Here is a 23,506-nt window from a genome sequence, read left to right as displayed (position 1 = left end):
GTCGGCCGGCGCGGGCTCTGGTCGCATGCCGCTCACCAGGCAGGTGCATTTGGGCTAGCGTGGGCACTTGAACACGGGGATGCAGAAATACATGAAACGTTGGCTCTTCCTGATGCTTGTAACGGTCCCGTTTGCTGCCGGGGCCATCGTCATCCGTGACGACGTGGACGATGCCCGTTACCGCATCGATGGATCTGCCTTCCCGGCCCTGGCCGACCTGCCGGGAGAGGGGCACGGCGTACTGATCGCTCCGCGCTGGGTGGTCACCGCCGCGCACGCGGCACCGATGGACGGCATGGGTGCCGAAGTCACCGTCGGTGGGCGCAACTACGCCGTCGCGCGTGTGTATCTGCACCCCGGCTTCAGGCCGATGCCGGCCGCGCTGGGCGAAGAGGCCCTGGCAACAGGCAGTGCAGGGAAGATCCACGCGTTCCTGGCGGCATCGGATGACATCGCGCTGATCCGGCTGGCAACGCCCGTTGCCGATGTCGAGCCCGTCGCCCTCTATCGGGGCGCGGGCGAGGTTGCGCAGGTGGCCACCTTGATAGGGAAGGGCGCCACCGGGAATGGCGCCGAGGGGTTGATCCCCGGAGGGTCGCATCGCACCGCTCTGCGGCGTGCGTTCAACGCCATCACCGGCGGCAACGACCGCTATCTCTGGTACCGCTTCGATCCGCCGCCGCGTGGCCTGCCGCTTGAAGGCGTGCTCGGCAACGGCGACAGCGGTGGCCCGCTGGTCATCAATGTGCAGGACCACTGGCAGCTGGTCGGCCTGGGTTCCTGGATCACCGCCGTTCCCGAGCACGCCCTTGAGGCCGGCTTCTATGGCCAGGTGGTGTTCAACGTGCGCATCTCACGCTACGCCGGCTGGATCGACCGCGTCATGTCCGGGGACGACGCCGGTCGATAGCGGTCGCCGGGTTCAACCCGGCAGCTCGCACTTCATCTTTCCGTCCACGTAGTACGGCTTGGGCACGTTGGGGTTGTCGCTGGTCTTCTCGAAGACCACCTCGAACGAGTCGGTATCCGGCGAGCCCTTGCGATCGGTGCAGGCGTCCTGCAGCTTCTTCTTGACCGCAGCAATGCCGGCATCGCGGTTGGCGCCTTCGGCGCTGTTGGTCAGGTTCACGGTTTCGGCCGAGGCCAGCGGACTCAGGGCCAGCAGGCAGCCGGTAATCAGCACGGTGTGGAGCTTGGTCATGGACTCGCCTCGTGAAGGTTCAGGGGCTTCGAGGATAGTGCGCGGCTGTTAACGGTGCGTGGTTGGGTGTGACGCGTCACGTTAACGGGTGCCGCCTGTCGGTCAGGCCTGGCTAACATCTGCGGACGTCACTGCCAATGGGAGTGACTGTGTGTCCCGCGAGCGCCAGCGCCCGCGGGACGAGGCCTCAGCCTTCCGGCAACAGACGCCCACTGGCGTGTGCGGTCAGCCCGAGGCCGGCCATGACCAGCCCTTCCAACACACGGTCGCCGACGTACTGGTCAGGCGCGCCGTTCTGGCGGGAACGCTCTGTGGCAAGCAGAATTTCCATCACCACGCGCAGGCCGTTGAGAGAACAGTCGGCGTCGGACAGCGCCATGCGTCGCCCTTGCGGCAGATGACCCTCCGGCCAGGGCCGGCCGTTGGACGCGGCACCTGCGCCGATGCTGTGCAACAGTGAAACGAAGGCGTTCGGATCCGGTGTGGGATCGTTGGCGGGATGCAGGCGGATCGGCTGCGTAGGAGGGGAGTAGGCGTTGGTCATGGCAGGGCTCCGAACAGATAAACGGAAGCCGCCACCCGTAAAGGTGGCGGACGGTGCGAGGTTCGAAACCCGGTCTACGCTAAACCGGCAGGCGCAAGGCCTCCGCGCACCGCCCGCCATAGCCGGCCGACGGATTGCCAGCCGGCACCACCTGATGGGCGATGCCGGCTGGCAAGCGTGTACTTCAGCGTAGAACCGGGGTTTCGAAGCCCGGCCACCCGTTTTCGGTGGCGCGCCAAGAATTACTCCCGGTCATGCGGGAAGCCAAGGGCTTGGGGCTGATGCCGACAACGCCCTCGACGCTTCTGGCATTGTTGCATAGCTGGCCGGGGCAGGGAGGCGCCCATCGTACAAGGGTTTGGCGTGATTTCAGGCGTGGGCTGTCGTGGTGGTAATGGCTCGAGTCCCGGAGCCTGGAATTCAGGGCAATCACGACACGCGGCAGAAGGGATCTGAAGGTGCTGGGCGCTCAGATCACCGTATCGCTATACGCCGCCTGTTCTTTCAGCCATGCGATCACCGTCGATGCACCGCCGCGCACATCGCGGTGCAGTGGAAGCGCAATCCAGTAGGCCGGGCCGAGCGCCACAGCGGCATCTTTGAATGGCCTTACGAGCACGCCAGAGGCGATGTCATCGAATGCAAAGCGATGGCGCGCCAGCGCGACGCCCTGGCCCTGCACAGCAGCCCGAAGCACGAGGTCTGACGATGAGAAGCGCGGGCCGGCAGTCACATCCATCGAGGCCGGACCGTACAGCTGCCGCCATGCCTCCCACGATGCATGTGGATCACGATCATGCACCAGCCGCGTCCCGAGCAGGTCGGCCGGCTGCGCAGGTTGGCCGGAAGCTTCGAACAGCGCCGGGCTCATGACCGGATACAGGACTTCGTCCATCAGCGGCTCGCACCTGGCATCGGGCCAGGGTCCACGGCCCATGCGTATGGCCAGGTCGATGTCGCCGGTCTGCAGGTTGTCGATCTTCTGGTCTACAAGCACCGACACCTCAAGATGAGGATGCGCCTGCTCGAGCCGCGGAAGGCGCGGAAGCAGCCAGCGTGCCGCAAATGAAGGTGTGGTCGATACGGTCACCGATCGCCCGGAGCGTGCTTCCTGCACTGCGGTGATTGCGCGCTCGATATCGCGGAAGCTCGACAGCGTGGCTCGGCCCAATGCCTCGCCTTGCGGTGTAAACGTGATTCCTCGCCGGCCTGCAGCGTCGCCGACCAGCCGTACACCCAGCCAGAGCTCCAGCTCCGCGAGATGGCGGCTCACCGACGAGTGGACGATGCCGAGCTCGCGCGCGGCCGAGCGAATCCCGCCGTGGGCATACACGGTGGCGAATGCCCGAAGTCCGTTGAGGGGCATCTTCATGGTGGACTCAATAATAGACCAGAAGCGGCGTCCCTTGGACCAGCTTGCCATCACACGATGTTGCATCGAGTCCAGATCGGAGAGGATGAACATGGGAATGCTGGTCGATGGCCGCTGGGTCGATGCCGATTCGACGATGATCGATGGTCGCTTTGTGAGACCGGAAAGCATGTTCCGGCAGGGCCTGGATGGCATTGCGGGCCGACTGCGCGCACAACCGGGTCGCTACTGGCTCATTGCGTCGTCCAGTTGTCCGTGGTCGCATCGCACCCTGCTGCTGCGTGCCCTCAAGCGCCTGGAGCATGCAGTGCCGGTGCAGATCGCGGGCGGTGAGCGAATGCAGGGCTACGCAGTGGCCGGCGGTGCCTCCTGGGTCGTCCCGGGATGCGGCTCGCGGGTCCGGCACCTGCACGAGGTTTACCGCCTGTCGGCACCCCGTTACACCGGCCGGGCAACAGTGCCGGTGCTGTGGGACAGTCAGGCCTGCAGGATCGTCAGCAATGAGTCGTCGCACATCATGCGCGCGTTCGATGCGGCCGATGCGAACGTCGCGGGGGCGTTCACGCTCGTCCCGCCCGCCTTCCGCGGCCGGATCGATGCCCTCAACGCCGCGCTCCAGGCCGGGCTGTTCAATGCCGTCTATCGCGCCGGTTTCGCGCAACGGCAGGACGCCTACGAAGAAGCTGTCGAGAGTGTGTTCGCCATGCTGGATCAGTTGGAGCGGCGTCTTGCGAATGCACGCTATCTGTTTGGCCTGATCATCACCGAGACGGACTGGCGCCTGTTCCCGACATTGGTCCGGTTCGACGCCGTCTATCACGGCCACTTCAAATGTGCACGTCGGCGACTGATCGACTACCCGCACCTGTGGGCCTACGCGCGAGACCTGTACTCCTGGCGCGGTGTCGCCGCTACGGTCGATCTCGATGTGATCCGCAACGGGTATTACTGGCACGATCGAAGCGTCAACCCGTTCGGCATCATTGCCGCCGCACCCGATGCGGACTGGTCGGCTGCGCACGGTCGCGAGCGCTTCGGACCGGCGCGGGTGACGCTTGCCTCCGGGCAAGCGATTGAGGTCGATCCCATGACGCTTCAGTGCGGAGAGGCGGTGCGATGAGCGCTCTCCTGATCGGCGCAGGTGTCATCGCCGTTGCCACCATCACGCCAGGTCCCAACAACCTGCTGGTCATGCGCATCGCCGCGCGAACCGGATTCGTGAGCGCGCTGCCAGCGATCGCCGCCATCGTTGCCGGAGGATTGGGCATGTGGGCGCTCGTGGCGGCCGGAGCAAGCACCGCATTCCAAACCGTGCCGCACCTGTACGCCCTGATGACCCTTGCTGGCGGGGCGTACCTGTGCTGGATGGGCGCCCGCCTGGTCCTGGAAACACTCCGGCCACCTGAGAAGCACGTGCCCACGCCGACCAGTGTCCGGCACGGCAGCGTGGTGGCGCTGTTCTGCTTTCAGTTCGTCAATCCCAAAAGCTGGGTGCTGGTGCTGACGGTGACTGCCGTCGTCGGCAATGGCGCCGAGCCCCTGCGGACCTCCCTTGTGCTGGCGGCAGCGTTTACGGTGATCTCCGCACTTTGTCTCGCACTCTGGTGCGCGATGGGCGTTTCAATGATGCGCCATCTGGACACAACCGTGGCACGCAACTGGATTGACAGGGTGATGGGCGCGCTGCTGTTCGCATCAGCACTGTTGCTCGTGCTCGCTCCGGCCGACATGCCGAGCGCATGATCCCAATCATGATCGGCGGGGTGCTGGTTCCAGCTCTGAGAATGGCGAAGCCTGGCAACTCTGGAGGGTTAAGACCTGCCCGTTTGAATTTAGAAAACGGTCGGTCTAAAATGTGCGGCATGACTCCTGCTGTCACTACGGCTACGCGCCGCCGGGGGCGCCCGCCGAGGGCGGATCGCGGCTTTGATGACACCCGGCGCGAGCTGGTGCGCACTGGGATCGCGTTGTTGACGGAGCGAAGCTTCTCTGCAACGGGCATCGACGCAATCGTCAGGCAGCTGGGTGTCCCCAAGGGGTCGTTCTACCACTACTTCGACAGCAAAGAGGCCTACGGCTTGGCTGTGCTCGAGGCCTACGACGAGTATTTCTGCCGCAAGCTCGACCGGCATCTGCTGGACGAAGAACGCGATCCGCTTGAGCGGATCCTGGGATTTGTCGCCGACGCCTGCAGTGGCCTGGAACGATTCGACTTCCGGCGAGGTTGCCTGGTCGGCAACCTTGGCCAGGAGATCTCGACACTGCCGCAGGCCTACCGTGCCCGATTGATCGAGGTATTCAACGGATGGGAATCCCGGCTGGCCGCGTGCCTTGAACTGGCCCGGGCGCGCGCTGACCTCTCGTCCGACGCGCGCTGCTCCGAGATCGCCACCGCCTTCTGGATCGGATGGGAGGGAGCTGTCCAACGAGCACGGCTTGAGCGCAGCGCTGCGCCGCTCACGATCTTCGCCAATGCGTTCCTGGCGGGCTTGCCCCGCTGAGTCCATGTTCCTTTGCCGGCTTGTAGCCGATCAGTCCAAATCATGCAGCAACCTTGCCGCTGCCCCAGGAGGAAGGCCATGTTCAACGCCGTATACATAGACAAGACGGGAAACGAATTGCAGGTCGACGTCAGGCAGGTGCCTGAATCGGCCCTGCCGGAGGGCGACGTCACCGTCCAGGTTTCGCACAGCACACTGAACTACAAGGACGCGATGGCAATCACCGGCCAGGGCGGTGCGGTGGTGCGGTCCTTTCCGATGGTGCCCGGCATCGACCTGGCCGGCACTGTGCTCGAGTCGGCGGACCGGCGCTATCAACCGGGCGACCAGGTGGTTCTCAATGGCTGGGGCGTGGGTGAGCGGCACTGGGGAGGGCTTTCGCAGCTGGCACGCGTCAACGCCGACTGGCTGATCCCGCTTCCAAAGGGCATGCAACCCGAGCAAGCCATGGCCATCGGAACGGCCGGCTATACCGCCATGCTGAGTCTGATCGCGCTGGAGCGTCATGGCCTTTCTCCGGATGCCGGTGAAGTGCTGGTTACCGGAGCGAGCGGAGGCGTAGGCAGCTTCGCTGTGACATTGCTGGCCGATCGTGGCTACAACGTCGTGGCGTCCACCGGACGGCTGGACGAGACCGACTACCTGAAGTCCCTGGGTGCCAGCGAGGTTATTGATCGCAATGTGCTGTCCCAGCCAGGCAAGCCACTTCAGCGGGAGCGGTGGAGTGCCGCCATTGACTCGGTGGGCAGCCACACACTTGCAAATGTGTGTGCCGCCATCAAGGAAGATGGCGCCGTGGCCGCGTGCGGGCTGGCTCAGGGCATGGACTTTCCTGCCACGGTGGCGCCCTTCATCCTGCGCGGTGTGAGCCTGCTGGGAATCAACAGCGTCACGCGGCCCACCGCAGAGCGGCTCGTGGCGTGGGAACGGCTTGCCAAGGACCTGGATATGGCCAAGCTCGACGCCATCTCCCAGCACATCGGCCTGGGAGAGGTTGTAGCCACTGCCGAAGCCCTGATGGCGGGACGCATCCGCGGACGCGTCGTGGTCAATGGCAATCGTTGACGTGAGGATCGTTGCCGCTGCCTGATGAGGGCGTGCCGCCGCTAGCCGGGGGCTCTGCCATTTCCTGAAGGCGCGGGCCTGCACCGCGCCGACCATCGACCAACGCCTTCTTCACTGCCCGCGACATTACACTTGCGCGCTTTCACATGCGGAACAGGGAGGCAAGTAGCCCCATCGTGAGAGCCATTTCCTCTATTGCCGCTGCCGTGCTCGTCAGCGCTTCGCTGACAGCGGAGGCATCGGAACGCGATCGAAACGGCGGCGCTTACTTCGAGCCGGGCGGCGCGGCAAGGTTCAATTACGGCTGGCTCGACTACGGCGCGACCAGCCGCCTCCAGCTTGAACTGCTGCGTGCAGACCTCGACGCTGGGACCGGGCCGTTTTCCTTCTCTGCCCAATACCGCTGGTACGATGGTTTCGACGCTGTGCATCACGCCTACGCGGGCTGGCAGTTCTCCGATGCTACCCAGCTGAAGGCAGGTATCCAGCAAGTCCCATTCGGGCTGCTCCCTACCGTTTCGCAGAGTTTCTGGTTCGGCTCCGGCTACTACCTGGGCATCGAGGATGATTACGATCCGGGCCTTGTAGTGATTCACCGCAGCGGCAGCACAACCTGGCATCTGGGCTGGTTCTCCGGAGACGAATACGGATCGGGTGCTCGCTACGATCGCTACTCCTTCGATGTCGCGCAGACCGAGGCGTTGCCGTATCGCGAGCGGCAACGGCTGCATGCACGCGTGGAGAATGCGCGCGACTGGGCTGGCGGGGACCTGTTGCTGGGCGCATCCGCGTTCGCCGGCAAAGTGCAGAACACACAGACACGACGCCATTACGGTCACCAGGGTGCAGCTCTGCATGCACAGTGGCCGCGCGATGGCTGGACCGCGCAGTTGCAGTGGGCGCGGTACCGGTATGACGTGCCCGGAGATCGCATCGCGATGTCGGCGTTCCAATCCCCCTTCCAGGTTGCAGCGCAGGCGGATGTGCCAAGCGCCAACGTCGCCTATTCGTTCGGCCAGAAGGGCTGGCTGGACGACGTCACCTGCTACAACAACCTCAGCATGACCCGACCGGTCGGGCACCGCGCGGGCCTACGCAACTCGTGGCAGAACGTGACCGGTTGCAGCCTGCAGAAGGGCGTCATGCTCACCTATGTCGATTGGATCGCCGGACGCAACATGTGGTTTGCCGGCGGCGACGGCATCGGCATCAGCGAGGGAGGCCCTTCGCGCTGGCATTCTCGGTTGAATCTGAACCTCGGTTTCTACTTCTGATCGGCCTCGCGCGCTCAGCAGGACCTTCCATTGAAGAACTCGGAGGCATGCTGTCAGGAGCGCTGCGGCGCCGCAGGTACAGCGCCCAACGAAGGCGGCTCAGGGCGTCTCGTTTGATTGAGACAGCAGATTCCTCGCAACTTCTATTGCCTTCTCGCGTGAGGTGACAATGTGGAGAGGGTAGCCCCAGAACTTGGAAAAGGGTACCGAGAACGCCTTGTAGGCGACGCGCTTGGCCGGATTGGGCTCGACCAGGACCATCGCCAGAACCAGCCTGCGAAGCTCGGCCTTGTGCTGCTTCATCCACAGCGCCATGCGTTTCTTCTCCGCTGGCGAGTGGTCATGCTCCTCCGATGGCGCCGTATCAGTGAGAAGTACGAAGGGCTCCCCCCGGCGCAGATTTTCCTCGAATGCGTCGAAGTCATCCTGATGTTCGTGTTCGGGGCCTTGCGCGAGGTCCATCCAGACCAGGGGAAAATCACTGCTGTTCATCGACATGGGCGGCTTCCTTCAGTTTGATGTGTCGCCAGGTGGTCGCTGCAGCGAACAGGCCCGGCAGCGTGATGAAGAAGATTGCGGAAAAGGTGACGTGCCAACCGTCCCTGAAACCGTCGAAGACGCCGCCGAGCGTATTCAGCAGCACAAGTGCGCTCCCCAGTACCAGCGCAATCCACCAGGATCTTCGGGTATTTGACAGTGCGAGAAGCACTGTCACTATCCAGCACCCGTAATAGGCGGGAAATGCCCAGAGCGCATCGTGATCAAACGTGATCGCCGGTGCCGCTCCTTTGGCCCTGGCGAAGTCGTTGACGTAGAAGAACAGCTGGAAGGTGACAAAGAGAATGGCGCCAGCGGCAGTTGTCAGCCACAGCAATGCAACTTTGTCTGGAACACTTCCGGGCCGGGGTGGGGCGGTGGGCGAGGAGGGCTGAGTGGGCATGGCGGATTGTTCTCTGATGAGCCTCTATGGATCTTGTCGGGTACAGTGATGAATCAGTATCTGTAGTCCAGCGTCACCATCACATTGCGCGGCGCGCCATAGCCGACGGTGTCGAAATCTCCCTTCTGAAGCGCGTACTTCCTGTCCAGGACGTTGTTGACGTTGATAGCCACACTGGATTTGTCCGTGATGGAGTAGCGACCCATTACCGAGAGAAGTGCATAGGATCCCTGTTCTCCACCCAGGGAACTGGTTCCTGTGTTGGGCGCGTTGTAGAAGCGGCTTTGCCATTTGAAGCCGCCGCCCAGCGTCAAGCGGTCCCATTGGCCCGGCAACCGATAGGTCGTGAAAAGCTGCGCTGTGGTGCGGGGCAACTGCGTGTTCAAGCGCTCGTGGGCACCGTCCTTCGCAGTGAAGTGCGCGACACCCGCGTAGACGTTCCATCCACGGGACAGCTCTCCCTGAAGATCCAGCTCGATACCGCCAGACCTGGTCCCGTCGGCGCCGCGGTAAGCCTGCGCTCCGCTGGGTGTGTAGGTGCCGGCGACCGATTGCGCGGCGTTGTCCAGTTCGGTGTGGAAGAGGGCAATCGATGCAGTCAAGCGCCCGTCAAGAAGCCCTGCCTTCAGCCCGATTTCGCTTGTTCTGCCTTTTGAAGGGGTCAGCACGTTACCGTTGCTGTCCCGATACTCGGTCTGGGGGTTGAACACTCCTGTGTGGCTGGCGTAGACCGAGTACGTCGCGTTGATGTCGTAGATCAGGCCGGCGTACGGGGTGAACTCGCCACTTCTTCTGTAGTGCACCGGTGCTCCACCGGCCGCATCGTCGATTTCATAGGTACTGAGGCGACCCCCGACGATCAGCTTCAATGGTTCAGCCAGCGAGAGTCGCGCCGCGCTGTAGACGCCACCTTGCTTGATTCGGGTTCGCGTCGGCGTTGTGGACATCGCATCGAAGTCAGGCCTGCGGAATGAGGGGCTCAACTCATACACGTTCACCGGCCAGATGCCTGCATAGAAGGGGGCGACGTCCTCCTGATATGCGTTGCGCCGCGAGCGGGTGGCGCCGACGACCAGATCGTGCTGTCGGCCAAACAGCTGGAAGGGGCCGCCGGCCATGACGTCGAACGTGTTTTGGCGACTGCGCCCCTCGGACGCCAGCGCTACCGGATAGGCCCCGTTGGGGAACACGCCCAGGCCTGTGGCACGATCAGGTCGGCCGATCAGGCCAAGGAGCTCGGCGGCATGCTCGGTCCGATATTGATTCGCGGTGGCCTGGAACTTCCAGCCGTTTCCGAAGAGATGCTCGATTTCGGCGAAGGCCGTCTTGAGGGTGTTGTCCCAATAGCTCCAGTCCTGCGCGTAGTTCCTGGAGCGCGGATACTCCGCTTGCGTACCATCGCTGAACCAAAGTGGCAGGCCTCCCCAGGTCGATTCCTTCGGCGTGATGTCCTGGTATTCGTACCCCAGGCGGAAGGTCGTGTCGGCGGTCAGATCGGCCTCGATGACGCCGTACAGTGACTTCCTCTGCGGCCTGTAACCATCAAGGTAGCTATGTCCGTCCTGATATGTCCCCACCAGTCGCGACCGGATCCGACCGTCCGCGGTCAGCGGTGTGGAGATGTCGGCGACGCCCCGATAGGTCTCCCAGCTGCCGGCCCCCAGCGAAGCGCTCGCCGAGAAATCACGTGTCGGTCGTTTGCGGACAAGATTGATCGCGGCTGAAGGGTTGCCGGTACCTGTCAGCAGGCCCGATGCACCACGCACGACTTCCACGCGGTCGTAGAAGGCTGTATCAACAGCGCCGTTGCCACTTCCATTGACGGTGCTGCCGACCACCGTGGGTATGCCGTTGTACTGGATGTTATTGATCAGGAAGCCTCGCGCATAGAAGCTGGTACGCTCACTGTCCGACTGGTACGTGGCGATTCCAGAAGTGCTCTCCAGCGCTGCCTGCACCGAGTCCAGGTGCTGGTCATCCATGCGCTGACGCGTCAGTACAGTCAGTGCCTGCGGCGTCTGCTTGAGCGACAGCGGCATGCGCGTGGCGGCAGAGGACTCCCGCGTCGTATACGATCCTGTGCCCTCTGTGGCCGACTTGTCCTTGTGAGCCAGCACTGTAACCGTGGGTAACGCGGTCTCTTCCGGCGCTGTCCTTTCGTCCGCGCGATCCGACGGAACGGATTCGCCTGCAAATGCGGTCGGCGCGCCCAGCAGGGCCCATGCAACTGCCACGGCCAGGCCAGCGTATCGGGCGTCCCTCGGGCGCCCGCGCCTGTACTCCAGAGCAGAATTCCCATCCGCACCTGCAAGCACGTTGATCGGGTAATGGGGAGCATCGGCGCTCTGCTGGCCAGTCATAAATAATAGTCATTCGCGCTTGGGCGGCACATTTAACAACGAAATCCAGTGGAACACTGGCGAACCCAGGCCAGACTATTGTTCAGTCAGGCCAGGTCGGCAGCGGCAGGCGGCAGGCGAGAGTCGGCTACACGAAGGGGCGGGGTCGTACCGGGCCAGAGGTGGAGCAGGCCGGGGGTTTGAACGGGAGTTGGCCAGCCCGTTCAGCCCGGCAGATGGCCGGGCAAGGTGATTGTGGGCGGCGCGATCTGCGGCACCAGCATGGAACGTTCTGAAAGGTAGCGCCCAGGTGGCTTTCCCATCGCCTTGCGAAACATGGTTACAAAGCCGCTTGCACTGCCGTACCCCAGATCCAGTGCGATCGTTTGAACGCTTTCACCTTGGGCCAGACGTTGGAGCGCGAGGATGACGTGCAGCTGCCGGCGCCAACGACCAAAGCCCATACCGATCTCGTCCTGCAGGAGGCGGCTCATGCTGCGCTCGCTCATGCCGACGCGGCTCGCCCATACGCCCTTCGGGGTCTTGTCGGTCGGGTCGGCCAGCAGGCACTCGGCCAGGCGACGGAGTCTTGCATCGCGCGGCATCGGCAGATGCAGATCTTCAACCGGGGCCTCTGCCAGCTGGTCGAGCAATGTGGCAATGAGGCGCTCCTCCTTGCCTCCAGCTGCATACCGCTCAGGAAAATCAGCCGCCTTCAACAGCAGTTCGCGCAGCAATGGCGAAACCGCAACGGTACAGCAGAACGTTGGGAGGTCCGGTGCGGCCTCCGGCTCGACAAACAGGCAGTAGCATTCTGTGTGTCCCGCTCCCCTTGCCGAGTGGGGAAGGTCGCCCGGTATCCAGACTGCGCACTGCGGAGGAACGATCCAGACGCCATCTTCCACCTCGCAGGTCAAGACGCCGCGAACCGAATAGATCAGCTGTGCCTTGCGGTGCTGGTGGCGCTCATTTTCCCAGTCCCGCGCCACCGAAGCGGCAGTAACGGCTACAACTGCCTGGTGAAGGCTGTCGACGCTCGCGTGCGCTGCGAAATCAGTGGTGGATACTCTGGACATGATGGAGGGGTCGATAGGCGGACGGCGATCTGCCGCCCGATTAGGGATTGCGGCCATTCACTTGTCAATGAAGCAGGCGCATCCTCGCGGCTGCGCGCTCATCGCTCGATTGCCCGCTTTGGACGCCCCCTTCTGAACGGAGCCGGCTTGCGATGGCGGTTTCATGGGATGATGCATCACTGTGCCCGCCTGCCACATATGCATACGCTGACTGATCCCCACCTGCTCAATGACGTCGCTGAGATCGGTCGTATCGAGGCAGTGCCGCGCATCCTTGAAACCGTAGCCCATATCACGGGCTCGAGATTCACGGCGATTGCCAGGGTTACAGAGACGACCTGGACCGCCTGCGCCACCCTGGACACGCTCGGGTTCGGGCTTGTTCCAGGCGGGCAGCTGGTTCTGGAAACCACCATCTGTGACGAGATCAGGCAGTCATCAACCTCCGTGGTTTTCGCACGCGCCAGTACCCACCCGCTGTACTCCAAGCACCACACGCCTCGGATCTACGGGCTTGAGAGTTACGCGTCGGTTCCGATTCATCGGCCGGACGGCAGTTTCTTCGGCACCCTGTGCGCCATTGATTCTTCGCCGGGCAACTTCGATGAAGCCCATGTCCGACGGTCCATGGAGCTGCTTGCCGAGCTCGTCGGCAACTATCTGGACAAGGAGGACCGCCTACAGGAAGCGGAGACGGCGCTTTCGGACGCGCAGCGGGATTCCGACTTGCGCGATCAGTTCATCGCGGTACTGGGCCATGATCTTCGCAGCCCCCTCCAGGCAATCAGCGTAGCAGCAGATGCACTTGAGGATGAGGCGACGTCCGCGCGTCAGCAGCAGATGCTTGCGCACATCGCATCTGGCGTGACCCGGATGGATGGGCTCATAAACGATGTACTTGATTTTGCCAGGGGCCGATTGGGTGGAGGCATCCCGATCTCGCTCCGGGAAAGCGATACGCTGCAAGCTGACCTTGAACGAGTTGCAGCGGAGGTGGCGATCGCCACCGGTCGCGAGGACATCGATGTGCAGATGCGGATCGAGGGCAGCGTGGTCTGCGATCCCGGCAGACTGTCGCAGCTGCTGGCCAACCTGCTGACGAACGCAGTGCAGCATGGCGAGCGGTCGCTTCCTGTCACGCTGAGGGTGCACGCTGCATCCAATCGCCTCACGCTGGATGTGCACAACGCAGGCTGCATTGCGCCCGACAGGCTCAGCACCATTTTCAACCCGTTCTCGCGTGAGAAGGGCGAGCTTCCCAGGCCAGGTCTTGGTCTGGGCATCTACATCGCATCGGAGATTGCCAAGTCTCATGGCGGGATACTCGATGTGGTGTCAAGTGAAAGTGCCGGAACAGTATTCACGTTCCGGATGCCAAGCGCGGATGTTGCCTGAGCGCCGGGGCTGGCCCTGCTTGATGCCGCGGCATGCACTATCCAGGAGGTAGGCCGCGGTGGACTTTCGCTCAAGCAAGCTGTGGTAGCTCACGTCGTAGCACTTCGTACGCTGCGCGAGGGCGAAGGCAGACCGTCAGGCACCTGTTGGCCGGACAATAGCTCTGTCAACGGAAACTCTCGCGCATCCAGCGTGGATCGTGCCTCCTTGCTGGGTTGGTCGGGAAGTCCCTTCTCGAACGCTTGATTGTAGATCTGTGTACCGTGGGCGATACTGAGATTGCCCCTGAGCGAGAGGACAGATCGTTGAGCGCCTCCATGCTTCCAAGAATCGTAGGTTTCGACGTGCCACGGCTACAGGAGCATGTCGACTCATCTACCGACGAGGCCATCATTGCATTGCTGGATCTTGCCCCCGGTGCTCGCTGGATTGAACTGTTCCTGATGAAGTGTGAGGCGCTGGCGTCTCAGCTTTCGCTTGCGCAAGTCCGGGTTGAAGGCTCGAAGATCTACTTCTACGGTTCGATCAGCGACTCTCGGGCGCTTGCAGATGCTGTCATGTCCATCGTCCACGTGCTGAATGATCAGCTGATGCGGGAAGGGAATGATGCGGCTGGGCAGGAGGGGCGTTGCTAAGGGCAGGAGAGTCGTGACCAGCATAGGGTCGCGATCTCCGCTGCGCCGGGGTGCCCGCGGAGACTGGATCGAGCCGCAAGCCTGACTTGGAGGGCGCCCAGCCATGCCTCGCGCATTCCGTGCGGATCTCTGATGTAGATGTCACACGCGAGCCGGATAACGGGGTCAACTTCATGGCGAAAGCTGACAGCAGGCAGGGCGCCAGAGTTGAATGCCAAGCCCCAATGGGTGAGCTCACGCTCGACGTCAACGAAATCCTTGTTCCTCGTGCGTTCCATGGTTTGCTCCTGTTGGACATGCACTGTACACCCTTCAGGACAGCGGCCTGTTCATGGCGCTTGTTCATACTCGATCCAATCGGGCACGGCTGCGTAACGCGCTGAAGCCCACTGTGGGGTCGCAGCAGATGGCTGCATCGGAGCAAGACATGAACAACACTTCCCAGAACCAGAATGATGGCCGCAACTCGAGTGTCGAGAAGAAGCCCGGCCAGCAGGGCCACGCGGACGGCAAGGATCTCGGCGGTGAGGATCTGGCCGGACAGCAAGGGCAGCAACAGCAGCAGCCAAGCGAAACAGAGACTGGACAGCCAAGCCCTGGCCAGAACCCAAAGGCGGGGGTTGATCGCGACAGTCAGCGTTGATGCCCCAGAGGTGGCCGCGCCCAGCGCGGCTGCTTCGGCATCGACAGGAAGGCTGGAATGTCGTCTCACAATCAGGCTGTGACCTTGATGTCTCAGATCATGTACCAGTCGCGCCCGGTCAGCACGACGACGATGGCTCAGTGCCGGGCCTGCCATGGCGAGAGTCCTGGCGGAATGGAGTGTGCGCGGTGTTTGACTGAAGAGTTGGGAAGAGTGATTGCCAATCGAGGCGCTGCTCTTTGCTGGCTTGAGTCGTTCCTGAAAGTTCAGCGAGACGAGGCACGCGTGTTCATTTGTGCAAAGAGAGTCGATGCGTCAGCCTTGGAGTAGTCGCATTCGGACCTGACATTGCGCAAGCGTATGCTCGATAAATCCAGGAGCAACGCTATGAACTTCCCGATATGCATCTACGACCGAACGGGTACGTGGCTCCGCCTTCCTGCCGGGGGGTGGATTGACCTTCAGTCCGATCTCCCCGCTCTGGTGAGAGGTGGTGAGCGCATAGATCCGCCACGCTCATCGAGAGATGACCGCCCTCGCCTGGATCCTGAAGTTCTCAGCGATCTGTCGAGGCGGATCCGGGGCTCGCAATGGCTAGAGTAGATCGAGCCCAACCGCCAGGCGTGCGCTGGTTGTTCTTCCGTCTTCGGAACGGACAGTCGATCAGCCCCGCCAGGCTGATGTCTGTCTGGTGCGAAGCCAGTGAATCGACCGAGTGCGCAGTACGCCGCGAGATCATTGACGGTGCTGGCTACGTGTATGCCCTTTATGCGCCCAATGGGCTGCGCTCACCTCGTCGCGTGGAACTGCGCATGAGGGCGCTTCTGGAAGAGGCGGGATTCGCCTTTACGATGGGAAGTTTGGCCGGGAGACATCCAGCCGACGGCTGAAGCGCGCCGTTTCCGGGACTGGAGGATCACTCTCCCGGTGGGTTCGCCGCCGCTCTGAGATCATGGCGTAGGGCCAGCCCAGCCGGCCGAAAGACTTTGCGTACGCTGCACGCGGCGCGGTGCCGATGCCTCCGGGCCCAAACGTGGTCATGCGCAATGACGGAACATCCTGCGAAATCAGGCAGCAGCTGAATCCATGCCTCGGGTAGCTGCCCGCGCGCGATCGGCAGCAACAGCCTTGCGCCCCACACGCGATCACTTTCAGGCAGCCGCGACAGACCTCAGTGGAGCCTTCGCGGCGGCGGAGGCAATCCAGCCCTTCGGGCATGTCCATCACTCGCTTCTAGTCCTCGATATCGAATGGATCATCTGCTTGGAGCGCGCCAAGAGTTGTTGACGACGGCACTGCTCGAGCCAGTGGTGCCAGATCTCCATTTCGTCCATCAGACCTGTGGCCCCGCATGCAGGGCAGGTGAGGGTGGTTCCCTTCTGATCTGTTTCAAAGCCTGCGCCCCTGGTCATTGACGACCTCAGCCCACAGCTTCTACAGGTTGAACGCACCTGATCCAGTCGGATGATTGCGCCATTGAGCGCAAGCTGGGGCAGGATCGAATGGACCCTGAAGGCGTTGGGAGGGTGCATGGTCGTGCCATTTGGGGGGCTGGACACGGGAGCAAAGGATTGTGCACCGGAGAAGAGCCGCGAGATTGCAGTGTCCGCTCTTTGATGTGAGATCCCCTTCACGTCAATCGTCTCCGGCTGGCGGTCGAGGTGGATAGCCAGGAAGGATGCCCGAACGGGGCACATCCCCAGGGGGCAAAGCCGTTGCCAGCCCACGGCAGCAATGTGGTGCTGGCCCCTGGCGGTGCCACCCAGTTCTTGCTTCGCATCTGCGAAGTGCCGCTGCAGGTCAGTTTCCGCGCACGCGATAGAGCAGCTGTCTGCCGAAATGGGCCTGACGGTGGAGTTTCCGAGTGATCGTGTTCGTTGCAGAGATCTGGCGGAAAGCTGAGGCACTGATTCATCGAACCGTAGCTCTACCGCGGCGCCACGATCTCCATGGCCAAACTAGAGCCTTCCCGGTTCAAGCCGGCAGCTGAAGACATTTCCTCCACTGCAAGGACGAATACTGAAACTTCCGCCCTACGCATGGCAGATGCAGTCCATTCCGGATCTCGACTATCCACAGCAGGTTGGCGTGTTAAGACTCGGATGCATCAGATCCGAGCGTCGAGGCGACTCCACGTTTTAATCCTTGTTTGAGCTCAACCCAGCTGCGGCGGGTGTTGACGGGCATAGACGAATCTCCAATCGGGATTCAGTATCCCCTCGTGGCTTCCGCTGATGGGGCAGATCAGTGGCGCAGATCAGTGTCTGTGGCGCACGCTTGCCAGAGACGGCATTGAAGATGACCGGCCAGTACGCTCGGCCGTTGATGCCGGCATGCCTCCGACCGGCTTCACAAATCTGTACCCCGAAGACGGGCATAGTGCCCTCTGAGTAGTGTGAGCGCGTCCATCCAGCCACGGGGTTTCCCCGAACGCCAGGAGGTCACTGTGCCAAGTTGGGATGAAGGAATGAAGTTGACGCGTCGCCAGGTGATCGCCGGCGGCGCCACGACCGTGGCGATGTCCGCCGCACCGGGGGCGTCATCGCTCGCCGCCGAGCTGGCGGCATCCCCGCCGCCCAGGCCGCCGGTCATCAGCACGGTGGCGTTGACCGTCAACGGCGCGCGCCGGGAGCTTGAGCTCGACACGCGGACCACGCTGCTCGATGCCCTGCGCGAACATCTGGAGCTGACCGGGACCAAAAAGGGCTGCGACCACGGTCAATGCGGTGCCTGTACCGTGCTGGTCAACGGTGAGCGCATCAATGCCTGCCTCAGCCTGGCGGTGCAGCACCAGGGCGATGCCATCACCACCATCGAAGGCCTCGGAACCCCCGATGACCTGCATCCGATGCAGGCCGCCTTCATCAAGCATGACGGTTACCAGTGCGGGTATTGCACGCCGGGGCAGATCTGTTCGGCGGTAGCGGTACTGGACGAGATCAAGCGGGGTGTCCCCAGCCATGTGCAGGCGGACGTCAGCGCACTGCCCCAGGCCACTAGCATGGAAATGCGCGAACGCATGAGTGGCAACCTCTGCCGATGCGGCGCCTATTCCAACATTGCCGAGGCAATGCAAGAGGTCGCTGGCGTGACCTCTGCAGGGAGGCGCTCATGAGGGCCTTCAGTTACGAACGCGCGAAATCCCCGGCCGAGGCCGCCAAAGCCGTGGCCGGTACCGAGGGCGCGAAGTTCCTGGCCGGAGGGACCAACCTGCTCGACCTGATGAAGCTGGAGGTCGAGACGCCAACGCACCTGGTCGACGTGCAGGACATCGGCCTGGACAGGATCGAACCCACCGACGAGGGCGGCCTGCGCATCGGCACGCTGGTCACCAATACCGCACTGGCCTCGCATGAACGCGTGCGCCGCGACTACGCGGTGCTGACCCGCGCGATCGTGGCAGGCGCCTCCGGGCAGCTGCGCAACAAAGCCACCACCGGCGGAAATCTGCTGCAGCGCACGCGCTGCCCGTACTTCTACGACCCCCATCTTCCCTGCAACAAGCGCCTGCCCGGATCAGGCTGCGGCGCGCTCGAAGGGTTCTCCCGGCAGATGGGCGTGATCGGCACCTCGGACAGCTGCATCGCGACCTATCCGGGCGACATGGCGGTGGCCCTGCGGGTGCTGGACGCCTCGATCCAGACCGTCAGGGGTGACGGTAGTACGCGCAGCATCCCGATCGCCGATTTCCATCGTTCCCCCGGCGACAGGCCGCAGCAGGACAACGTGCTGCAGCGCGGTGAGCTGATCACCCACGTCACGCTGCCGGAACCCCTGGGCGGTCGGCACGTGTACCACAAGGTACGTGACCGCGCGTCCTATGCGTTCGCACTGGTGTCGGTCGCCGCGGTCGTGCAGCAAGACGGCTCGGCGCGGTTCGCCTTCGGTGGAGTTGCGCCGAAGCCGTGGCGCATCGAGGCAGCCGAACCCCTGCTGCGCGACGGCGTAAAGGCCGCGGCCCGGCAGGTGTTCGCCGGCGCCCGTCCGACGCGGGAGAACGCGTTCAAGATCGCTCTCGCCGAGCGCACCCTCGCAGCCGTGCTGGTGGAAGGAGAGCACTGATGCCCCTTGAATTCAACGCCCCCGCCGGTGACAACCTGTTCGACAAAGCGAAGGTCGTCGGCAAGTCGACGCCGCGCATCGACGGCCCACGCAAGACCACCGGCACCGCCCCCTATGCGTATGAGCGCCATGACGTGGCACCGAACCAGGCCTACGGCTATATCGTCGGCGCGGGCATCGGGAAGGGGCGCATCATTTCGATGGATGCCTCCCGCGCACGCGCCGCCCCGGGCGTGCTGGCGGTCATCACCGCACCGGAGACCAAGCCGGTCGGCAAATCGAACTGGAACAATGCACCGCTGTTCGGCGGCCCCGAAGTGGCCCACTACCACCAGGCCATCGCCTGCGTGGTGGCAGAGACCTTCGAGCAGGCCCGCGCCGCCGCGGCATTGATCCGCACCCGCTATGAGCGCGGCAAGGGCCGTTTTGATTTTCCCGCACTGGCGCCGTCCGCGCCGCTGGCAAAGGGGCGCGATGGCAAGCCCGACCGGCAGGCGCTGGGCGATTTCGACACCGCCTACGCGAGCGCCGCGGTCAAACTCGACGAGACCTACCACACCTCCGACGAAAGTCATTCGATGATGGAGCCGCACGCCACCATCGCCGCCTGGGAGGGCGACACGCTCACGCTGTGGACGGCGAACCAGATGATCGACTGGGCCAGGCAGGGCATGGCGGCGATCCTCGGCATCGATCCTGCCAAGGTGCGCGTGGACTCGCCCTATATCGGCGGCGGCTTCGGCGGCAAGCTGTTCATCCGTGCCGACGCGGTGCTGGCCGCGTTGGCGGCCAAGCAGGTCGGGCGACCGGTGAAGATCGCGCTGCAACGGCCTTTGATGGCCAACAATACCACCCACCGGCACGCAACCATTCAACGCGTCCGGATCGGTTGCGCGAAAGACGGCAGGATCTCCGCCATCGCCCATGAAAACTGGTCGGGCAACATCAACGGCGAGGACGGCGAGAACGGCACCCTGCAGACGCCCAAGCTCTACGCGGGCGCCAACCGCCTGGTGGCCAACTACATCGCCACGCTCGACATGCCCGAAGGCAATGCAATGCGCGCGCCGGGCGAAGCGCCGGGCCACATGGCGCTGGAAGTGGCGATGGACGAGATGGCCGAGAAGCTGGGCCTCGACCCGATTGCGTTCCGCATCCTCAACGAGCCGGAGGTCGTACCCGGCGACCCGTCCAAGAAGTTCTCCGACCGCAACCTGGTGCGCTGCCTGCGCGAAGGCGCCAAGCGCTTCAACTGGAACAAGCGCAATGCCAGGCCGGCGCAGGTAAGGGAAGGGCACTGGCTGGTCGGCATGGGCGTGTCCGCGGGCTATCGCGGCGCACCGACGATGAAGTCGGCGGCGCGGGTGCGGCTCGACGGCCAGGGCGGCGTGATCGTGGAAACCGACATGACCGACATCGGCACGGGCTCCTACACGATCATCGCGCAGACGGCAGCCGAGACCATGGGCGTGCCGCTGGACCGGGTCCAGGTGACCCTCGGCGACTCTCGTCATCCCGCCTCCGCCGGTTCCGGCGGCCAGTGGGGCGCGGCAAGCTCCACCGCAGGCGTGTACGCGGCGTGCGTCAGCCTGCGCCGCAAGGTGGGCGAGAAACTGGGCTTCGACGGCGACACCGCAAACTTCGCCAATGGCAGCATCCAGGCGGGTGGGCGGACCATCAAGCTGGCGGAGGCGGGGACACTGTCGGCGGAGGACGGCATTGCCTTCGGCGACTTCAAACAAGGCTACGACGTCGGCACCTACGCAGGGCATTTCTGCGAGGTCGCCGTGCATGCCTACACTGGAGAGACGCGCATTCGCCGCATGCTTGCCGTATGCGATGGCGGCCGGATCCTCAATCCGCTGTCCGCACGCAGCCAGGTCATCGGCGGGATGGTGATGGGCGCGGGTGCGACGCTCATGGAGGAACTGGTGGTCGACAAGCGGCTTGGCTTGTTCATCAACCACGACCTGGCCGGCTACGAGGTTCCCGTGCACGCCGATATTCCGTACCAGGAAGTGGTCTTCCTCGATACGCTTGACCCGGTGATCTCTCCGATGAAGGCCAAGGGCGTGGGTGAACTGGGCATCTGTGGGGTCGGCGCCGCGATCGCCAATGCGGTCTACAACGCAACCGGTGTGCGCGTACGCAGCTATCCCATCACCCTGGACAAGCTGTTGCCCGGCTTGCCCGACGTGGGCTGAGGTTGCGCATGGACCGACCCGTAGCCTCACCCGCGCTGGAGGCTTCAGCGGTAGGCGGAGGGGAGCCCGGCGATCTTGCCGGGGACCTGCCCCCAGCGCCGGGCTTCCTCACCGAAGGAAGCCCGCGGAGCGTGCTCGAGACGGCCTTGACGCGCGTGCGCGCGGGGCAGCACGCCGTGCTCGCGCTGGTGCTGGAAACCGATGGCTCCACCTACGCCGGTGCCGGCGACATGGTGCTGTTCTGCAACGGCAGCCAGGTCGGCTGGCTGAGCGGCGGATGCCTGGAGCCCGAGCTCGCGCGACGTGCAGAGCAGGTAAGCGTGGCAGGGCAGGTCGATTGGATCGAGATCGACACGCGCAGTGACGAGGACCTGCTGAGTGGGTCCGCACTTGGGTGCCGCGGTCGGCTGCGGATTGCGCTCCTGCCATTACGTGCCATGGCCGGCATCGACGTTGTCATCGAGGCATGGCTGCGCGAGGGTGTGCCACTACAGCGCGAGCTTCGCGCATCGGAGCAGATCGTTTTCCGCGCAGGCAATTGCGAGCAGGCGTGGCAGCTGCATCCGATGGACGGGGCGCAGTCCTTTGGCGAGGGCACATGGCGTTTGACGCTGCCCCGGCTTCCGCGGGCCCTGATCCTGGGGGCCGGTCCCGAAACGCCCCTCCTGGTTCCGTTGCTGCGTGGCCTGGGGTGGCAGATCAGCGTGGCCGAACGGCGAGCGCGCTGGGCCTCAGCGGGGCAGGGCGCGGATGCACAGTTGCAGACCAGCCCGGCCGAGGCCCTCCATGGCGACCCGTGCGACGCGGTACTGGTGATGCATCACGATTTCGAACTTGACCGGGAGGCGCTGGTGGCCCTGGCGGATACCAAAGTCGCGTTCATTGGACTGCTGGGTCCGCAGCGAAGGCGCGAGGACTTATTCAAACTGCTGACTCCGGATCAGCGCCACCGCCTGTCCCCGAGACTTCGATCACCGGTTGGCCTGAAAATCGGCGGCCGAGGGCCAGAGGCGATTTCGCTCAGCATCGCCGCGCAGCTGCAGCAATGGCGAAGCGCGCACGGCAGGTGACCGACCCGCATGCGGTCGTCGTGCTTGCTGCCGGCGGGAGCACCCGACTTGGCCAGCCCAAGCAGCTTCTAACCCGGCAGGGCGAGACCCTGGTACATCGCGTGGTCCGATTGGCGCTGGAGCTCGCGCCAGCGCAGGTGCTGGTCGTAGTAGGCGCAAACGCACAGGCTGTGACATCCAGCATTGCCGGGCTGGATGCCACCCCGGTAACCAACCACCACTGGGAACGCGGCCTTGCGAGCAGTCTGCAGGTTGCCGGCGCACACCTGCTGCCGACGGTGAGCGCGGTGATGGTCGTGGCATGCGACCAGCCCGCAATCGAGCACGCCCATCTGCAGGCGCTGCTTTCGGGTGCCCGCGCCGCGGCATCAGCGTGCGCGGGCACCCGTCACGGGAGTGCGCTTGGCGTTCCCGCGGTAGTACCGCGCGCCTGGTTCACCCCTGTGGGTGCAGCCGGTGACCGCGGCTTCGGAGCGCGCCTGCGGCAACTTCCTGCCGATACGGTGCATGTCCTACAGGCACCGGAACTGGCCCTGGACATCGACACGCCAGAAGATCTTGCGCGTGCGCGCGATGCGGGCTGGATCGATACTGAGTGAGTCGCGCGCTTACCTGCCGGGAATCCGACAATGGCGCCACAGCTCATGTAGACCACATTGGAGGTTATCGCCGTTCTCGGCGAATTCTGAGAGCTTCGGTAAGGTAGATCACGCTGGATTTCGTTGTGGCGGATTGCTTGGCGGTCGGCAGTGTTGGATCGGTTGCACTTTCGCGAGCATCGGCCATCATCAGTCGCCATTCCCGTGCAATGTTGCGGGTCAGAGACCACCAGGCCATATCGCAGGGTTCCAGCTGGTGACCTTCAGGCGTGAACATGTGCCCAGCTTGGAAGCCGAAACCGGCCCAAGGACCGGTTAGGTCAGTTCGGTTATGCGGATCGATCTCGATCATGCTGCAAGCTCATCCTTGTCGGGGGAGCCAGCAGGGAGGCAAGAGCCAAGCCAGAGCCTCAGCCATTGCCATGCGGAGCCGACGAAGCTAACCAACGTCCTATAGAGCATTTCGCATAATGTATACAGCTTGTGCCTTATCGAAGCCCGGCACCGCTGCTGCCGCCTTGTGGGGCAGAGCAAACCCGACAGTCAGACATAGCGCCATCGCGGTCGCGGCGAGCTTCCGCCACAC

Annotated in this window: 23 protein-coding genes; 15 read left to right on the top strand and 8 right to left on the bottom strand. The window is 63.6% G+C overall.

The window, feature by feature from the left end:
• The first annotated feature begins 91 nt into the window (after window positions 1–91).
• A complete protein-coding gene (locus IMX13_RS03880; protein WP_193395792.1) occupies window positions 92–910 on the top strand; it encodes a trypsin-like serine protease in 819 nt (272 codons plus the stop codon).
• 12 nt (window positions 911–922) lie between these two features.
• Here the strand turns inward: IMX13_RS03880 and IMX13_RS03875 are convergent, their stop codons facing one another.
• From IMX13_RS03875 to IMX13_RS03865, 3 genes are all read right to left on the bottom strand, one after another.
• The gene (locus tag IMX13_RS03875) at window positions 923–1,201 is read right to left on the bottom strand and encodes a hypothetical protein (RefSeq protein WP_053515798.1); all 279 of its coding nucleotides are present in this window, start codon (window positions 1,199–1,201) and stop codon (window positions 923–925) included.
• Between the two features lie 187 nt (window positions 1,202–1,388).
• Window positions 1,389–1,745, bottom strand: a complete 357-nt coding sequence (locus IMX13_RS03870; RefSeq protein WP_193395791.1) for a hypothetical protein — start codon at window positions 1,743–1,745, stop codon at window positions 1,389–1,391.
• Window positions 1,746–2,214: 469 nt separating this feature from the next.
• Window positions 2,215–3,210, bottom strand: coding sequence for a LysR substrate-binding domain-containing protein (locus IMX13_RS03865; RefSeq protein WP_227255273.1), 996 nt, complete (start codon window positions 3,208–3,210; stop codon window positions 2,215–2,217).
• Here IMX13_RS03865 and IMX13_RS03860 point away from each other — a divergent pair.
• The 5 genes from IMX13_RS03860 to IMX13_RS03840 all read left to right on the top strand — a co-directional run bounded on the left by IMX13_RS03860 (window position 3,209) and on the right by IMX13_RS03840 (window position 7,957).
• The gene (locus tag IMX13_RS03860) at window positions 3,209–4,237 is read left to right on the top strand and encodes a glutathione S-transferase C-terminal domain-containing protein (protein ID WP_193395790.1); all 1,029 of its coding nucleotides are present in this window, start codon (window positions 3,209–3,211) and stop codon (window positions 4,235–4,237) included. The two genes, IMX13_RS03865 and IMX13_RS03860, sit on opposite strands and share 2 nt — an antisense overlap.
• Window positions 4,234–4,860, top strand: a complete 627-nt coding sequence (locus tag IMX13_RS03855) for a LysE family translocator (protein WP_193395789.1) — start codon at window positions 4,234–4,236, stop codon at window positions 4,858–4,860. Before IMX13_RS03860 ends, IMX13_RS03855 begins: the two co-directional genes overlap by 4 nt.
• A gap of 119 nt (window positions 4,861–4,979) precedes the next feature.
• A complete protein-coding gene (locus IMX13_RS03850) occupies window positions 4,980–5,618 on the top strand; it encodes a TetR/AcrR family transcriptional regulator (protein ID WP_193395788.1) in 639 nt (212 codons plus the stop codon).
• Window positions 5,619–5,696: 78 nt separating this feature from the next.
• Window positions 5,697–6,683, top strand: coding sequence for an MDR family oxidoreductase (locus IMX13_RS03845; RefSeq protein WP_193395787.1), 987 nt, complete (start codon window positions 5,697–5,699; stop codon window positions 6,681–6,683).
• Window positions 6,684–6,859: 176 nt separating this feature from the next.
• Window positions 6,860–7,957 (top strand): hypothetical protein, encoded by a 1,098-nt coding sequence (locus IMX13_RS03840; protein WP_193395786.1) that lies wholly within the window; start codon window positions 6,860–6,862, stop codon window positions 7,955–7,957.
• A 99-nt stretch (window positions 7,958–8,056) separates the two neighbouring features.
• On the opposite strand, the gene IMX13_RS03835 is transcribed toward IMX13_RS03840, so the two are convergent.
• From IMX13_RS03835 to IMX13_RS03820, 4 genes are all read right to left on the bottom strand, one after another.
• Window positions 8,057–8,455, bottom strand: coding sequence for a hypothetical protein (locus IMX13_RS03835; RefSeq protein ID WP_111186954.1), 399 nt, complete (start codon window positions 8,453–8,455; stop codon window positions 8,057–8,059).
• The gene (locus IMX13_RS03830) at window positions 8,436–8,897 is read right to left on the bottom strand and encodes a hypothetical protein (protein WP_193395785.1); all 462 of its coding nucleotides are present in this window, start codon (window positions 8,895–8,897) and stop codon (window positions 8,436–8,438) included. Before IMX13_RS03830 ends, IMX13_RS03835 begins: the two co-directional genes overlap by 20 nt.
• Before the next feature lie 53 nt (window positions 8,898–8,950).
• Window positions 8,951–11,257: a TonB-dependent siderophore receptor gene (locus IMX13_RS03825; RefSeq protein ID WP_193395784.1), complete on the bottom strand. Its 2,307-nt coding sequence runs from the start codon at window positions 11,255–11,257 to the stop codon at window positions 8,951–8,953.
• Between the two features lie 203 nt (window positions 11,258–11,460).
• A complete protein-coding gene (locus tag IMX13_RS03820; protein ID WP_193395783.1) occupies window positions 11,461–12,312 on the bottom strand; it encodes a helix-turn-helix transcriptional regulator in 852 nt (283 codons plus the stop codon).
• A gap of 198 nt (window positions 12,313–12,510) precedes the next feature.
• Here IMX13_RS03820 and IMX13_RS03815 point away from each other — a divergent pair, with 198 nt between their 5' ends.
• The 9 genes from IMX13_RS03815 to IMX13_RS03780 all read left to right on the top strand — a co-directional run bounded on the left by IMX13_RS03815 (window position 12,511) and on the right by IMX13_RS03780 (window position 22,920).
• Window positions 12,511–13,707, top strand: a complete 1,197-nt coding sequence (locus IMX13_RS03815) for a GAF domain-containing sensor histidine kinase (protein WP_193395782.1) — start codon at window positions 12,511–12,513, stop codon at window positions 13,705–13,707.
• A gap of 305 nt (window positions 13,708–14,012) precedes the next feature.
• Entirely contained in the window at window positions 14,013–14,342 is a 330-nt protein-coding gene (locus IMX13_RS03810) for a hypothetical protein (RefSeq protein WP_227255272.1), read from the top strand.
• Between the two features lie 427 nt (window positions 14,343–14,769).
• The gene (locus IMX13_RS03805) at window positions 14,770–14,985 is read left to right on the top strand and encodes a hypothetical protein (RefSeq protein ID WP_193395781.1); all 216 of its coding nucleotides are present in this window, start codon (window positions 14,770–14,772) and stop codon (window positions 14,983–14,985) included.
• Between the two features lie 590 nt (window positions 14,986–15,575).
• On the top strand, window positions 15,576–15,875 hold the full coding sequence (locus IMX13_RS18840; protein ID WP_227255271.1) for a hypothetical protein: 300 nt from the start codon (window positions 15,576–15,578) through the stop codon (window positions 15,873–15,875).
• Between the two features lie 1,577 nt (window positions 15,876–17,452).
• Window positions 17,453–18,100, top strand: a complete 648-nt coding sequence (paoA, locus tag IMX13_RS03800; protein ID WP_065182255.1) for an aldehyde dehydrogenase iron-sulfur subunit PaoA — start codon at window positions 17,453–17,455, stop codon at window positions 18,098–18,100.
• Window positions 18,097–19,047 carry a xanthine dehydrogenase family protein subunit M gene (locus IMX13_RS03795; RefSeq protein ID WP_053515781.1) on the top strand — a complete coding sequence of 317 codons (951 nt, stop codon included), beginning with the start codon at window positions 18,097–18,099 and terminating at the stop codon, window positions 19,045–19,047. Before paoA ends, IMX13_RS03795 begins: the two co-directional genes overlap by 4 nt.
• A complete protein-coding gene (paoC, locus tag IMX13_RS03790; RefSeq protein WP_193395780.1) occupies window positions 19,047–21,251 on the top strand; it encodes an aldehyde oxidoreductase molybdenum-binding subunit PaoC in 2,205 nt (734 codons plus the stop codon). Before IMX13_RS03795 ends, paoC begins: the two co-directional genes overlap by 1 nt.
• An 8-nt stretch (window positions 21,252–21,259) precedes the next feature.
• Window positions 21,260–22,321, top strand: coding sequence for an XdhC/CoxI family protein (locus tag IMX13_RS03785; RefSeq protein ID WP_193395779.1), 1,062 nt, complete (start codon window positions 21,260–21,262; stop codon window positions 22,319–22,321).
• Window positions 22,297–22,920 (top strand): nucleotidyltransferase family protein, encoded by a 624-nt coding sequence (locus tag IMX13_RS03780; RefSeq protein ID WP_193395778.1) that lies wholly within the window; start codon window positions 22,297–22,299, stop codon window positions 22,918–22,920. The genes IMX13_RS03785 and IMX13_RS03780 overlap by 25 nt, the downstream gene beginning before the upstream one ends.
• Window positions 22,921–22,984: 64 nt before the next feature.
• Here the strand turns inward: IMX13_RS03780 and IMX13_RS03775 are convergent, their stop codons facing one another.
• Entirely contained in the window at window positions 22,985–23,272 is a 288-nt protein-coding gene (locus IMX13_RS03775) for a DUF3653 domain-containing protein (RefSeq protein WP_193395777.1), read from the bottom strand.
• Window positions 23,273–23,506: the final 234 nt, after the last annotated feature.

It is taken from the genome of Stenotrophomonas sp. B2, from assembly GCF_014947095.1.
Lineage (GTDB): Bacteria > Pseudomonadota > Gammaproteobacteria > Xanthomonadales > Xanthomonadaceae > Stenotrophomonas > Stenotrophomonas maltophilia_P.
This window is presented reverse-complemented; position numbering and strand designations above follow the sequence as displayed.

What these genes read in the sequence shown, in the direction of transcription:
- IMX13_RS03880 (WP_193395792.1), top strand. Translation starts at nt 92, where the DNA reads ATGAAACGTTGGCTCTTCCTGATGCTTGTAACGGTCCCGTTTGCTGCC.
- IMX13_RS03875 (WP_053515798.1), bottom strand. Translation starts at nt 1,201, where the DNA reads ATGACCAAGCTCCACACCGTGCTGATTACCGGCTGCCTGCTGGCCCTG.
- IMX13_RS03870 (WP_193395791.1), bottom strand. Translation starts at nt 1,745, where the DNA reads ATGACCAACGCCTACTCCCCTCCTACGCAGCCGATCCGCCTGCATCCC.
- IMX13_RS03860 (WP_193395790.1), top strand. Translation starts at nt 3,209, where the DNA reads ATGGGAATGCTGGTCGATGGCCGCTGGGTCGATGCCGATTCGACGATG.
- IMX13_RS03865 (WP_227255273.1), bottom strand. Translation starts at nt 3,210, where the DNA reads ATGTTCATCCTCTCCGATCTGGACTCGATGCAACATCGTGTGATGGCA.
- IMX13_RS03855 (WP_193395789.1), top strand. Translation starts at nt 4,234, where the DNA reads ATGAGCGCTCTCCTGATCGGCGCAGGTGTCATCGCCGTTGCCACCATC.
- IMX13_RS03850 (WP_193395788.1), top strand. Translation starts at nt 4,980, where the DNA reads ATGACTCCTGCTGTCACTACGGCTACGCGCCGCCGGGGGCGCCCGCCG.
- IMX13_RS03845 (WP_193395787.1), top strand. Translation starts at nt 5,697, where the DNA reads ATGTTCAACGCCGTATACATAGACAAGACGGGAAACGAATTGCAGGTC.
- IMX13_RS03835 (WP_111186954.1), bottom strand. Translation starts at nt 8,455, where the DNA reads ATGTCGATGAACAGCAGTGATTTTCCCCTGGTCTGGATGGACCTCGCG.
- IMX13_RS03830 (WP_193395785.1), bottom strand. Translation starts at nt 8,897, where the DNA reads ATGCCCACTCAGCCCTCCTCGCCCACCGCCCCACCCCGGCCCGGAAGT.
- IMX13_RS03825 (WP_193395784.1), bottom strand. Translation starts at nt 11,257, where the DNA reads ATGACTGGCCAGCAGAGCGCCGATGCTCCCCATTACCCGATCAACGTG.
- IMX13_RS03820 (WP_193395783.1), bottom strand. Translation starts at nt 12,312, where the DNA reads ATGTCCAGAGTATCCACCACTGATTTCGCAGCGCACGCGAGCGTCGAC.
- IMX13_RS03815 (WP_193395782.1), top strand. Translation starts at nt 12,511, where the DNA reads ATGCATACGCTGACTGATCCCCACCTGCTCAATGACGTCGCTGAGATC.
- IMX13_RS03805 (WP_193395781.1), top strand. Translation starts at nt 14,770, where the DNA reads ATGAACAACACTTCCCAGAACCAGAATGATGGCCGCAACTCGAGTGTC.
- IMX13_RS18840 (WP_227255271.1), top strand. Translation starts at nt 15,576, where the DNA reads ATGGCTAGAGTAGATCGAGCCCAACCGCCAGGCGTGCGCTGGTTGTTC.
- paoA (WP_065182255.1), top strand. Translation starts at nt 17,453, where the DNA reads ATGAAGTTGACGCGTCGCCAGGTGATCGCCGGCGGCGCCACGACCGTG.
- IMX13_RS03795 (WP_053515781.1), top strand. Translation starts at nt 18,097, where the DNA reads ATGAGGGCCTTCAGTTACGAACGCGCGAAATCCCCGGCCGAGGCCGCC.
- paoC (WP_193395780.1), top strand. Translation starts at nt 19,047, where the DNA reads ATGCCCCTTGAATTCAACGCCCCCGCCGGTGACAACCTGTTCGACAAA.
- IMX13_RS03785 (WP_193395779.1), top strand. Translation starts at nt 21,260, where the DNA reads ATGGACCGACCCGTAGCCTCACCCGCGCTGGAGGCTTCAGCGGTAGGC.
- IMX13_RS03780 (WP_193395778.1), top strand. Translation starts at nt 22,297, where the DNA reads ATGGCGAAGCGCGCACGGCAGGTGACCGACCCGCATGCGGTCGTCGTG.
- IMX13_RS03775 (WP_193395777.1), bottom strand. Translation starts at nt 23,272, where the DNA reads ATGATCGAGATCGATCCGCATAACCGAACTGACCTAACCGGTCCTTGG.